We start from the raw sequence: 13,112 nt of genomic DNA, 5'->3' as shown, positions 1-13,112 counted from the left end.
AAGAGTAAATAAAGATGGATTATCAACATAAAACTGTTTTGTTAAATGAAGCTGTGGCTGCATTAAATATAAAAAAAAACGGTATTTATATTGATGGTACTTTTGGGCGTGGTGGTCATTCTAGGTTAATTCTTGAACAATTGGGCGAACAAGGGAAACTAATTGCAATTGACCGAGATGAGCGTGCTGAACAAGCCGCACTTAATATAACCGATCCTAGGTTTACTTTTATTCGAGGAGAGTTTTCGAATGTACATCAATATATCAATGATTTAGGGTTGTTAGGTAATATTGATGGCTTTTTATTAGATCTGGGGGTTTCATCTCCACAATTAGATGATCCTGAAAGAGGATTTTCTTTTATGCGAGATGGACCACTTGATATGCGGATGAATAACCGCAAAGGTGTAACTGCAAGTGAGTGGTTACTAAATAGTGATGAAAATGATATCGCATGGGTTTTAAAAACTTTTGGGGAAGAAAAGTTTGCCAAAAGGATTGCACGTGCAATTGTGGAACAGAATAAAGTTTCACCAATTACTCGTACATTAGAATTAGCAAATCTAATTGAAAAAGCAACACCGAAAAAAGACAAAAATAAACACCCAGCAACACGCTCGTTCCAAGCTATTCGCATTTATATAAATAGTGAATTGGAAGAAGTTGAGCAAGCCTTAAATAGCAGTTTGTCAGTGCTTGCTGCTCAAGGAAGACTTGCAGTTATTAGTTTTCATTCATTAGAAGATAGAATTGTAAAACAATTTATAAATAAACAGAGTAAAGGTCCTAATTTACCAGCTGGCTTACCATTAACAGAACAACAAATTAAACAATATGGTGATGCTAAATTAAAATCACTTGGCAAAATTAAGCCAAGCAATAATGAAATATATGGTAACCCGCGTTCTCGAAGCGCGATATTAAGGATAGCAGAAAGGAAAAATGAATAGTAACAATGAAATTTATCAAAGAACAAGTGTAGATATACACAATCAAAAAAGACCCAGCAAAAGTTTATTTGGATTAATCCTTAGTGATTTGCTCGGCCATCAAAAAATTTCATTATTGTTATTGGTTTTTATTATTATTTCTGCTGGAGCTGTATTAGTTATAACCCAGCAAGTCCGTAAACAATTATTTGAACGTGAACAATTATTACTCGAACAAGATGTTTTAGAAAGTGAATGGCGTAATTTAGTTATTGAGGAAAATGTACTTGCTGATCCAAAACGTGTTGAAGATAAAGCTAAAAATCAATTGGGCATGTCGTATGTGACACCGCAAAATGAAACCGTTATTGTGATAAAGAGTAAATAATGAAGTTTGCTAATAAAAGAGATAATGTAAAACATACTACAAAGTCGAATAAAGGGAATAAATTAAATAGTAAAAAACAAATTTTTACCCTCACTCGATTTTATATTGTTTATGGTTTTATAATTTTAGCAATTATTGGTTTACTTGTCCGATTGGCAATTTTACAAATAATAGAACCTGATAAGTTAATTGCTGAAGCCAATAAACGTTCAATTCGTCATCAAGAAATGAGCGCACCTCGAGCAATGATTACGGATCGTAATGGCAGAGCATTGGCTGTTAGTGTACCTATGTATGATGTTTGGTCTGATCCGAAAATTGTTGTACAAAAAGGCGGAGTTGATCCTAATGATATCCGTTGGCAAGGATTAGCAAAGACATTGAATATTCCAATGTCGACACTAGAGCAAAAATTGAGTAATCCATCAATGCGTTTTGTTTATTTGTCTAAACAAATTACACCAACAATATCGGATTATTTGAAACAATTAAAATTACCTGGTATTTCGTTTGCCAAAACATCTAAACGTTATTATCCAGCAGCTGAAAATATAGCACAATTAATCGGTTTAACTGACATTGATGAAAATGGAACGGAAAAAGGTTCAGAAGGAATTGAAAAAAGCTTTAATAAATGGCTGATTGGTGAATCAGGACAACGTGTTGTTAGGCGAGATCGTGTTGGTAGAGTTATAGAAGAATTAGAAAGGACTGAAAGTGAAGTTGCTTCTGATTTGACATTAAGTATTGATGAACGTTTACAATCGCTCGTTTACAGTGAACTTAGTCAAGCTGTGGAATTTAACAAAGCTGATAGTGGCACAGCTGTTTTAATTGATGTTCACACGGGTGAAATATTGGCCATGGCAACCAGTCCATCCTATAACCCGAATAATCGCTCTTCAATTGATTATAGTTTATTACGAAATCGAGCGATAACAGATGCATTTGAGCCAGGTTCAACAGTTAAACCTTTAGTTGTTATGGCTGCATTAGAGAAAAAAATAGCTGATTTAAACACGGTTATTGATACTAGACCTTTTTTGGTAAATCGTTATGAAATCAAAGATGTGTCTTATCAAAAAGCCCTAAATTTGGCTGGTATCCTTGAAAAATCAAGTAACGTCGGTGTGAGTAAGTTAGCTTTACAAATGCAATCAGGTGACCTTGTTGAGTTTTATAGCCGTTTTGGGTTAGGACAACCAACTGAACTCGGTTTAGGTGGAGAAGTGAGTGGTTCAATTGCTGCTGATAGAACAAGAAAATGGGCTGATATAGAAAGAGCGACGTTTTCTTTTGGTTATGGATTAAGTGTTACCCCACTACAGCTAGCTAGGGCTTATGCAACTATCGGTAGCTATGGTGTTTATCGACCTGTTTCAATATTAAAAATTAACGAGCCAGTAGAAGGTAAACGTGTTGTAGCTGAAAAAACAGCTAAAACAGTAGTGCAATTAATGGAAGCGGTTGCTGTGACTGGAGGTGGTACCAAAGCTTCTGTCCCTGGATATAGTGTAGGTGTTAAAACGGGTACAGCTAAAAAGCTATCTGGTGGACGATATGTTAATCAATATTTAGCTTATACCGCTGGTATTGCACCAGCAACAGGACCTAAATATTCACTGGTTGTTGTTATCGATAATCCAAAAGCTGGGCAATATTATGGTGGTTCTGTTTCAGCCCCTGTTTTTAGCCGTATTATGGGGGGAGTCCTTAGAACAATGAATGTAAAACCAGATCGTCAAGTTGATGGTCAAATGATTGTATATTAATAGGTAATAAATAATGGCAACAAGCACATTTAAAACTTTATATAACTTATTAGGTGGGAATCAACTACCAGTAGATGATTTCCCGCTTAATCAATTAGTAATTGATAGTCGGAAAGTGCAAAAAGGAGATGTGTTTGTAGCTATTAAAGGGTATACCGTTAATGGTAAAGATTTTATTCCTCAAGCAATTTCATCAGGTGCTGTACTTGTTCTAACTGAAACAAACAGAAAATCAAATGATTTGAAAATTAATTACCTAAATCAAAAAGACGAGAAAGTTATTCCACAAATAAGTGTGTTTCAACTTTCTCAAAAATTATCAAAAATTGCAGCTGATTTTTATCATTCACCTTCTAAACATTTATCTGTAATTGGAGTAACAGGGACAAACGGTAAAACGACAATTACTCAGTTGATTGCACAATGTGCAACTTTATTAAATAAAAAATCCGCATTGTTAGGCACGATTGGTAATGGTGTTTACAATCATCTCGAACCCTCGCCAAACACAACTTTATCTGCTGTAGAAGTTCAGTCTTATCTAGCTGATTTTGTAGCAAAACGTGTTCAAGTTGTGGCAATGGAAATTTCTTCCCATGGGTTATCGATGAATCGGGTAAAAGAATTACATTGTGCAGCGACAGTATTTATTAATCTAAGCCGAGATCATCTTGACTATCATAAAACGATGAATAGATATGCTAAGGCAAAATGGTCGCTATTTAGTTCTGATGAAAAAGAAAAGCAGGTAGCTAGTTCAGGAAAACCCATTATTAATTATGATGATGCTTATGGGCGACGTTGGATTGATAAATTATCAAAAGCTACTGCAGTATCATGCCAACCTAAGTCCTTGCGACGCTTGAAGATGATGGGCAACCCTTTTGTTGGTGTGTCAATGATTGAATATCATGATAAAGGTGCCGAAATTCATATGGAATCAAGTTGGGGTAATGCCATTATTCATAGCCGATTACTAGGTGAATTTAATGTATCAAATTTACTATTAGCAATCGCAACATTACTAACACTTGATTATCCATTTTTTGCAGTAGTCAATATGGCATCGTATCTTAAGCCAATATGTGGTCGCATGGAAGTGATACACGTGAAAAATAACCCAACGGTAATCATTGATTATGCCCATACACCTGACGCTCTACAAAAAGCATTACAAGCAAGCCGCATTCATTGCAAAGGTAAATTATGGGTGATTTTTGGCTGTGGAGGCGATAGAGATACAGGTAAAAGACCATTAATGGGGGAAGTTGCTGAACAGTTTGCCGATAAAATTGTATTAACTAATGATAATCCTCGTACTGAAGATGAAATAAAAATTATTCATGATATACAAGAAGGGCTAACTGACGTTAAAAATACACAAGTTATTACTGATAGAGTTGAAGCTATCACAAAGACCCTAGCTCAAGCCAAACCTGATGATGTTATTCTAATAGCTGGGAAAGGACATGAAGATTATCAGATTATAGGTATAACAAAGCATCATTATTCAGATCAAGAAACTGTAAAACAGATTTTAGGAGTAGAGAATCAATCATGATTCCTTTAGATATTAAGCAAGTTGAAAAAATAGTTAATGGGACTTCTTATCATATTCAAGATGAGAGATTAACTATTGAAGAAATTTGTACTGATTCACGAAAAATTACTCATAAATCACTATTTATTGCATTAGTGGGTGATAAATTTGATGGTCATTTATTTGCTAAACAAGCTATTAAAGATGGAGCTTGTTTGGTAATTGCTAATCACAAACTCGACGATGATATTCCTCAAATAGTAGTAAATGATACCCATTTAGCATTAGGTCAAATCGCTTCATTTGTGCGAGATCAAAGCTCAGCTAAAATTGTCGCGTTGACTGGTTCATCAGGTAAAACATCTGTGAAAGAAATGACTGCTACTATTTTACAGCAGTGTGGTGAAACACTTTATACTCAAGGTAATTTTAATAATGATATTGGAGTTCCATTAACGTTATTAAGATTATCAAAGCAAGATCAATATGCAGTTATTGAACTGGGTGCAAATCATATTGGTGAAATTGCTTATACCACTCGTTTAGTTAAACCAAATAGTGCACTCATTAATAATATTGCTTTAGCTCATATTGAAGGTTTTGGTTCACTTGAAGGGGTAGCAACAGCTAAAGGTGAAATCTTTGAAGGGCTTTCAGAAAACGGCATCGCGATTATTAATTTAGATAGTTGTTCTGATAATTGGTTAAAAGAGCTAAATAATAAAACTGTTTGGACCTTTTCTTTACATAATTCTTCTGCTGATTTTTATGCTAGTAATATAAAAGTAATGGATCAGACTATTTTCACATTGTGCACACCAATTGGTGAGAGTGAAATCACCTTACCATTAGTTGGTGAGCATAATGTATCTAATGCAATTGCTGCTGCAGCTTTAGCAATATCAGTAGGTGCAACTTTAATAGAAGTTAAGAAGGGATTAGCAACGTCGAAATCAGTGAAAGGGCGTCTTTACCCAATTAAATTAAATCAAACTCAATTAATTTGGGATGATTCCTATAATGCTAATGTTGGGTCAATGTCGGCTGCTATTAATGTTTTAGCAACTCAACCAGGTTATCGAGTTTTAGTTGTAGGTGATATGGCGGAATTGGGACATAACGCAAAAAATTATCATCAACAAATTGGTGAATTAGCTAAACAACAAAAAATTGATTGTGTTGTCAGTGTTGGTGATTTAAGCGAATTGATTAGCCAATTTAGTGGTGTTGGACACCATTTTGTTGATAAACATAAAGCAGTGGAGTTTTTGTTAGCGTTATTACAAAAATATCCAAACTTAACTATGTTAGTTAAAGGTTCGCGTAGTGCAAGAATGGAAGAATTAATCACAGAAATTCAATTAAAAACAGGTCAGGATTAAAAATTATGTTGGTGTGGATATCAGAATATTTAGTTAAATATTTTACTTTTTTTAATGTTATTTCTTATCTAACGGTAAGAGCTATTCTTGCGTTATTAACATCATTGGCAATTTCGTTAATTATGGGGCAAAAAGTAATTGATTGGCTTCAAAAATTACAAATTGGTCAAGTTATTCGCCACGATGGTCCTGAATCTCATTTAAGTAAGAAGGGAACACCAACAATGGGTGGAACGCTTATTTTAGCTTCTATTTCGTTTTCTGTTTTTCTATGGGCAGATCTACGAAATCTTTATGTTTGGGTAACCTTATTTGTTTTACTTGGTTATGGTCTTGTTGGTTTCGCTGATGATTATTTAAAAGTTATCCGTAAAAATACTGCGGGTTTAATTGCTAGGTGGAAATATTTTTGGCAGTCAGTTATTGCATTAATTGTGGCTTTTGGTCTTTATGCATATGGGAAAGATAGTTCCGTAACAGTATTAGTTGTTCCTTTTTTCAAAGATGTTATGCCGCAATTAGGGTTATGGTTCATTTTACTGACTTATGTGGTTATTGTTGGTGCAGGTAATGCAGTAAATCTTACTGACGGTTTAGATGGCCTAGCAATTATGCCAACTGTGTTTGTAGCTGCTGGTTTTGCTCTTGTTGCTTGGGCGACAGGTAATGTTAACTTTGCTGCATATTTACATATTCCATATATCAAATTTAGTGGCGAACTAATGATTGTTTGTACTGCAATCATTGGTGCAGGTCTTGGCTTTCTATGGTTTAACACCTATCCAGCGATGGTTTTTATGGGTGATGTAGGCTCGTTAGCTTTAGGTGGTGTGTTTGGGATTATCTCAGTACTACTGAGACAAGAATTTTTATTATTAGTAATGGGTGGAATTTTTGTTATAGAGACTTTATCCGTAATTTTACAAGTAGGTTCGTTCAAATTAAGAGGTAAACGAATTTTCAAAATGGCACCAATTCACCATCATTATGAATTAAAAGGTTGGCCAGAACCAAGAGTAATTGTTCGGTTTTGGATTATTTCATTGATGTTAGTCGTAATTGGTTTATTAACCTTGAAATTACGTTAAATAAAATAGAGTAGGATTGCATCATGGTTGACTATCAAGGTAAAAAAGTTGTTATTATCGGATTAGGGATAACAGGACTTTCGTGTGTTGACTATTTTCTTGCTCAGAATGTTATACCGAAAGTGATTGATACACGTTTATCTCCTTCAGGATTAGAGCAATTAGATGATCGTGTTATTTATCATTTAGGAAATCTAAATATAGATTGGCTATTTGATGCAGATCTGATTATTGCCAGTCCTGGTATTGCATTATCTACACCTGAATTACAAAAAGCCGCTGAAAAAGGTATTGAGATTGTTGGTGATGTCGAGCTTTTTTGCCGTGAAGTTAATCAAGATAGAAATAAAAAAATTATTGCTATTACAGGGGCAAATGGTAAAACAACCGTTACTACATTGGTTGGGGATATTGTCAAAGAGGCTGGATTAAAAGTTGGCGTAGGTGGCAATATCGGTGAACCTGCTCTTTCACTATTAAAACAAGATTGTGATATTTATGTGTTAGAACTTTCGAGTTTTCAGTTAGAAACGACATCAAGCTTACAAGCTTCTGTGGCAACAATATTGAATATTTCCGAAGACCATATGGATCGTTATCCTCTTGGTTTAATGCAGTATGCTGAAGCTAAACAACGCATTTATCACAATGCAAAATGTTGTGTAATTAATCATGATGATAAATTAACTAAACCAAAGAATAATCATCACCACTGTGTTTCATTTGGAATAAAGGCTGGAGATTATCATTTAGATGATAATTATGAATACTTGATTGCACAACAAAAGCCAGTCCTAGCGACTAACGCAATGAAATTAATTGGATGTCATAATTATTTGAATGCATTAGCAGCATTAGCTATTGCCGATAGTTTAAACATTGATCGTGATTCAAGTTTGAAAACTATTGCTAATTTTCAGGGGTTACCTCATCGCTTTGAGTTAGTATTTGATAGTAATGGGGTAAAATGGATTAATGACTCTAAAGCAACAAATGTAGGTAGCACAGAAGCTGCTTTAAATAGTGTTATATGTAATGGAAAATTGTTTTTATTGCTAGGTGGAGATGGCAAATCAGCAGACTTTTCACCTTTGATTCCTTATTTAAAAGGTAGAAATATTGAAATTTTCTGTTTTGGACGAGATCGAAATTTACTTGCTAATTTAGCTCCTAATATATCAACGATTACAGAAACGATGGCTGAAACTATTGAATGTATAGCTAAAAAAGTAGCACCAAAAGACGTGGTGTTGCTTTCGCCTGCTTGTGCAAGTTTAGATCAGTTTAAAAATTACATTGAGCGCGGAAATCTTTTTGCACAACTTGCTAAGCAGTATACTCAAAGGGGTGAAAAATGACATTCTTTTGGATAAGAAAACAAGTAAATCCAAATATTCCTTTCGACAACCAGTTGCTTTGGACAGTGATTGGTTTAATGATATTTGGTTTAATTATGGTGACATCCTCATCAATGGCATTTAGTGAAAGTGCTCCTTTCTTTTATACCCAACGCGAGTTAATCCAAATTGGAATGTCGCTATTTTTAATGTGTATAGCTTTATATATTCCTATGCAACGTTGGCAACAATTTGGATCAGTTTTATTAATTATTTCAATTATTATGCTGATAGTTGTTTTGGGGATTGGTTCTTCAATTAATGGTGCGTCGCGTTGGATTCCGTTAGGTGTTTTTAATTTTCAACCAGCTGAGCTTTCTAAATTATCATTATTTCTATTTTTAGCAGGTTATCTAGCTCGTAAATCAGATGAAGTTCAAAACGGATTTTGGGGCTTTTTTAAACCTATGGTGGTGATGGCTGTTTTATCAATTTTATTACTAAAACAGCCTGACTTAGGTACGGTGATTGTATTATTCATGGTCACAATCGGCATTTTATTTATTGCTGGTGCTCAATTATGGCAATTTATTGCCATTTTACTAACTGGGGTTGGTGCAGTTGCTTGCCTTATTTTATATGAATCTTACCGTTTGACACGTTTAATGACATTCCTTGATCCATGGCAAGATGCCACTGGAGCAGGTTATCAGCTTGTTGCTTCATTAATGGCTATTGGTAATGGTGGTATAACTGGACAAGGAATTGGTAATTCTATTTTTAAATTACGCTATCTACCTGAATGTCATACTGATTTTATTTTTTCAATTATTTCAGAAGAGTATGGATATATCGGTGTCGTAGCTTTGTTGTTATTACTTTTCTTTCTAACATTTAAAGCATTAGCTATAGGATATCGGGCGTTAAACGAAGGATCTCAATTTTCAGGCTATTTAGCTTGTGAAATTGGCATTTGGTTTGGTTTTCAAACTTTTGTTAATGTTGGTGTAACATCCGGTATGTTACCTACAAAAGGTTTAACTTTGCCATTTATTAGTTATGGAGGCTCAAGCCTTATTGTAATGAGTATTGCAGTTGCAATATTACTAAGAATAGATTTTGAGTTCAGACAACAACAAGCTCAAGCAAGAATAAGGTCAATTAAATAATGAAAAAGTTATTAGTCATGGCTGGTGGTACTGGTGGGCATGTATTTCCTGGTATTGCTGTTGCTCATCATTTAATGAAACAAGGTTGGCAAGTAAGATGGTTAGGTACAGCTGATCGTATGGAGGCACAGTTAGTGCCTGAAAATGGAATTGAAATAGACTTTATTCAAATATCTGGCCTACGTGGCAAAGGTAAACTAGCATTATTAAAAGCGCCTTATAAAATATTGAAAGCTGTTTTACAAGCTAGGAAAATTTTAAAAGCGTATCGTCCTGATGTTGTTTTAGGTATGGGCGGGTATGTTTCAGGGCCTGGTGGAATAGCTGCCAAAAGTTTAGGTATTCCAGTGGTACTACATGAACAAAATGGCATTGCGGGATTAACAAACAAATATTTGGCTAAAATTGCAACTAAAGTTTTACAAGCTTTTCCAACAGCATTTAGAAATGCTGAAGTGGTTGGTAATCCAGTTCGTAGTGACTTATTAACAATTGAAGAACCCAGTGAAAGACTCAAAAATAGACAAGGCCCTATTAGAGTCTTGGTTATGGGTGGTAGTCAAGGCGCCAAAGTAATCAATACTGTTGTTCCTCAAGCAATTTCAAAATTGTCTGATAAATTTATTGTTTGGCATCAAACGGGCACAGGAATGTTAGATGATGTAATTAAATCTTATCAGAACTGTAACATTAACCAAGTAACAGAATTTATTAGTGATGTTAAAGAAGCCTATAGTTGGGCTGATATAGTTATTTGTCGAAGCGGTGCATTAACTGTGAGTGAAATAGAAGTTGTTGGTATTGGTGCTATTTTTGTTCCTTTTATGCATAAAGATCGCCAGCAATTTTGGAATGCAAAATCTTTAGCTGATATTGATGCTGCTAAGATTATTGAACAGCCTGATTTTAATGTTGATTCATTATTTCAATTACTTTCAAACCTAAGTCGACAAGAATTAGTTGAAATGGCTGTAAAAGCGAAAAGTTTATCCATTATAAATTCGACAGAAAGAGTGGCAGAAACACTGATTTCAGTGGTAAAATAACGAATTTTATTTATAATTTTAAGTAACAGTTTTGTTAAGTTCTGTTTGAGATCAAAAAATGACTTTACTTAATAAATAATTAACCAGGGGTTTAATAGTGAATACTAAGGAATTAGCTGAATTAAGAGCAATCATTCCAGAAATGAAACGTGTCAAACATATCCATTTTGTGGGTATTGGCGGTGCCGGAATGGGAGGGATTGCTGAAGTTCTTGCTAATGAAGGCTATCAAATTAGCGGTTCTGATATTGCTGAAAATGCAGTAACACAACATTTAGAAACATTAGGCGCAAAGATTGTTATCGGACATGCTGCTGAAAATGTTCTTAGTGCAAGTGTTGTTGTTATCTCATCAGCGATTTCTCAAGATAATATAGAAGTCGTTGCAGCTAGAGAAGCTCGTATTCCTGTAATTCAACGAGCTGAAATGTTAGCCGAATTAATGCGTTTTCGATATGGTATAGCTATTGCAGGAACCCATGGTAAAACGACTACCACAGCAATGGTAACGGCTATTTATGCAGAAGCTAAACTCGATCCAACTTTTGTAAATGGTGGTTTGGTTAAAGCAGCAGGAACCCATGCTAGATTAGGTAGTAGTCGATATTTTATTGCAGAAGCCGATGAAAGTGATGCTTCATTTTTACACTTACAGCCTATGGTATCTATAGTAACTAATATTGAACCTGATCATATGGATACTTATCAAGGAAGTGTTGAGAATCTTAAACAAACCTTTATTTCCTTTTTACGTAATCTTCCTTTTTATGGATTAGCTGTTATGTGTTATGACGATCCTATTAATCGTGAATTGTTACCGATTGTTGGTCGTAAAATTATCACTTATGGTTTTAGTGAAGAAGCCGATGTTGTTATTAAAAATTATCGTCAGGAAAGAGGCGTTAGTTACTACACAGTATGCCGCCCAGATCATACCGATTTAGAAATTGAATTAAATGCACCTGGCAAACATAATGCCTTAAACTCAGCAGCAGCAATTATCGCTGCGACTGAAGATGGCATTGATGATAATTCAATTATACAAGCTTTAGCAAAATTTGCTGGAACTAGCCGTCGATTCGATCTATTAGGTATTTTTCCTGATGGAAATGGAAAAGATATTATGATGGTTGATGATTACGGACATCATCCAAGCGAAGTTAATGCCACAATTCAGGCAGCTCGAAATGGTTGGCCTGACCGTAGATTGGTGATGTTATTTCAACCACATAGATTTACGCGTACTCGTGATTTATTTGATGATTTTGCGCAGGTTCTTTCTCAAGTTGATGCGTTAGTTATGTTAGATGTATATTCTGCTGGTGAACAGCCTATTGCAGGCGCAGATAGTCGATCACTTTGCCGTTCAATTCGTAATCGTGGAAAAGTTGATCCAATTTATGTTTCTGATTTAGATCTTCTACCTGAAATAATGAAAGAATTATTACAAGGTGGGGATTTGTTATTAACTCAAGGTGCTGGAAGCGTTGGCCGAGTTGCCCGTCAGTTAGCCAGTAGCCAACTATTTTCAAAAGAGGTTTTATAATAATGGTTGATAAAGTTGCTGTGTTGTATGGTGGGACCTCTGCTGAACGAGAAGTATCCCTAAAATCAGGTAAAGCAGTATTTTCAGGGTTACAAGAAAATGGTATTGATGCTCATCTTATCGATACTAAAGATCATTGTATAACAAATTTGAAGCAAGAAGGGTTTACTAAAGCTTTTATTATTTTACATGGTCGAGGTGGCGAAGATGGTATTACCCAAGCTATTTTAACTTATCAAAACATTCCTTATACCGGAAGTGATGTTTTATCATCAGCTTTAACCATGGATAAGTTAAAAACAAAACTAGTTTGGAAATCACTTGGTTTACCTGTTGCTGATTACGTTATGGTTGAAAAATCGCAATTAATTGGCATTGAAAATATTGTTAAAAATCTTGGATTACCATTATTTGTTAAACCAAGCCATGAAGGCTCAAGTGTTGGTATGACAAGAGTTGATAAGGCAGAAGAATTAAAAGCTGCTATTGATGTTGCATTCAAATATGATAATACCGTAATGGTTGAATCGTTTTTATCTGGCCCTGAGTTTACCGTTGCGATAGTTGGTGATGAGGTTTTACCAGCAATTTACATTAAGCCTGCTACCAATTTTTATGATTATGATGCAAAGTATTTGTCAGATAAAACCCAATATTTCTGTCCAAGCGGATTATCTGATGAAAAAGAACAAGAGATTCGTAAATTAGCTTTAGATGCTTATAAAGCGGTTGGTTGCCGAGGTTGGGGTAGAGTGGACATTATGTTTGATAATAATGAAAAACCATATTTACTTGAAGTAAACACTGCTCCAGGCATGACAGACCATAGTTTGGTACCAATGGCAGCAAAAGAATACGGATGGTCATTTAGTGAATTGGTTAAACGTATTTTACAATTAGCAACCATATAATTGG

At 34.9% G+C, this 13,112-nt stretch carries 11 protein-coding genes; all 11 read left to right on the top strand.

Annotated elements, in window-relative coordinates; all coding sequences use genetic code 11:
• The first annotated feature begins 8 nt into the window (after positions 1–8).
• The 11 genes from rsmH (at position 9) to J3T98_RS04405 (ending at position 13,108) form a co-directional block, all read left to right on the top strand.
• On the top strand, positions 9–950 hold the full coding sequence (gene rsmH / locus J3T98_RS04455) for a 16S rRNA (cytosine(1402)-N(4))-methyltransferase RsmH (protein ID WP_141673911.1): 942 nt from the start codon (positions 9–11) through the stop codon (positions 948–950).
• Positions 943–1,317, top strand: a complete 375-nt coding sequence (gene ftsL / locus J3T98_RS04450) for a cell division protein FtsL (RefSeq protein WP_065562329.1) — start codon at positions 943–945, stop codon at positions 1,315–1,317. Before rsmH ends, ftsL begins: the two co-directional genes overlap by 8 nt.
• Positions 1,317–3,089 carry a peptidoglycan glycosyltransferase FtsI gene (gene ftsI / locus J3T98_RS04445; RefSeq protein ID WP_267362228.1) on the top strand — a complete coding sequence of 591 codons (1,773 nt, stop codon included), beginning with the start codon at positions 1,317–1,319 and terminating at the stop codon, positions 3,087–3,089. Before ftsL ends, ftsI begins: the two co-directional genes overlap by 1 nt.
• A 13-nt stretch (positions 3,090–3,102) precedes the next feature.
• The gene (gene murE, locus J3T98_RS04440; RefSeq protein WP_267362227.1) at positions 3,103–4,650 is read left to right on the top strand and encodes a UDP-N-acetylmuramoyl-L-alanyl-D-glutamate--2,6-diaminopimelate ligase; all 1,548 of its coding nucleotides are present in this window, start codon (positions 3,103–3,105) and stop codon (positions 4,648–4,650) included.
• The gene (gene murF / locus J3T98_RS04435) at positions 4,647–6,011 is read left to right on the top strand and encodes a UDP-N-acetylmuramoyl-tripeptide--D-alanyl-D-alanine ligase (RefSeq protein WP_267362226.1); all 1,365 of its coding nucleotides are present in this window, start codon (positions 4,647–4,649) and stop codon (positions 6,009–6,011) included. The genes murE and murF overlap by 4 nt, the downstream gene beginning before the upstream one ends.
• A 5-nt stretch (positions 6,012–6,016) precedes the next feature.
• Entirely contained in the window at positions 6,017–7,099 is a 1,083-nt protein-coding gene (gene mraY / locus J3T98_RS04430; RefSeq protein ID WP_267362225.1) for a phospho-N-acetylmuramoyl-pentapeptide-transferase, read from the top strand.
• 23 nt (positions 7,100–7,122) lie between these two features.
• Positions 7,123–8,457 (top strand): UDP-N-acetylmuramoyl-L-alanine--D-glutamate ligase, encoded by a 1,335-nt coding sequence (gene murD / locus J3T98_RS04425; RefSeq protein WP_267331163.1) that lies wholly within the window; start codon positions 7,123–7,125, stop codon positions 8,455–8,457.
• A complete protein-coding gene (gene ftsW, locus J3T98_RS04420; protein WP_065562324.1) occupies positions 8,454–9,605 on the top strand; it encodes a cell division protein FtsW in 1,152 nt (383 codons plus the stop codon). The genes murD and ftsW overlap by 4 nt, the downstream gene beginning before the upstream one ends.
• Positions 9,605–10,651, top strand: coding sequence for an undecaprenyldiphospho-muramoylpentapeptide beta-N-acetylglucosaminyltransferase (gene murG / locus J3T98_RS04415; protein WP_267362224.1), 1,047 nt, complete (start codon positions 9,605–9,607; stop codon positions 10,649–10,651). Before ftsW ends, murG begins: the two co-directional genes overlap by 1 nt.
• A 97-nt stretch (positions 10,652–10,748) precedes the next feature.
• Positions 10,749–12,197: a UDP-N-acetylmuramate--L-alanine ligase gene (murC, locus tag J3T98_RS04410; protein ID WP_416380605.1), complete on the top strand. Its 1,449-nt coding sequence runs from the start codon at positions 10,749–10,751 to the stop codon at positions 12,195–12,197.
• A gap of 2 nt (positions 12,198–12,199) precedes the next feature.
• On the top strand, positions 12,200–13,108 hold the full coding sequence (locus J3T98_RS04405; RefSeq protein ID WP_267362223.1) for a D-alanine--D-alanine ligase: 909 nt from the start codon (positions 12,200–12,202) through the stop codon (positions 13,106–13,108).
• Positions 13,109–13,112: the final 4 nt, after the last annotated feature.

The organism is Gilliamella sp. B2772 (assembly GCF_026536985.1).
Lineage (GTDB): Bacteria > Pseudomonadota > Gammaproteobacteria > Enterobacterales > Orbaceae > Gilliamella > Gilliamella apicola_E.
This window is presented reverse-complemented; position numbering and strand designations above follow the sequence as displayed.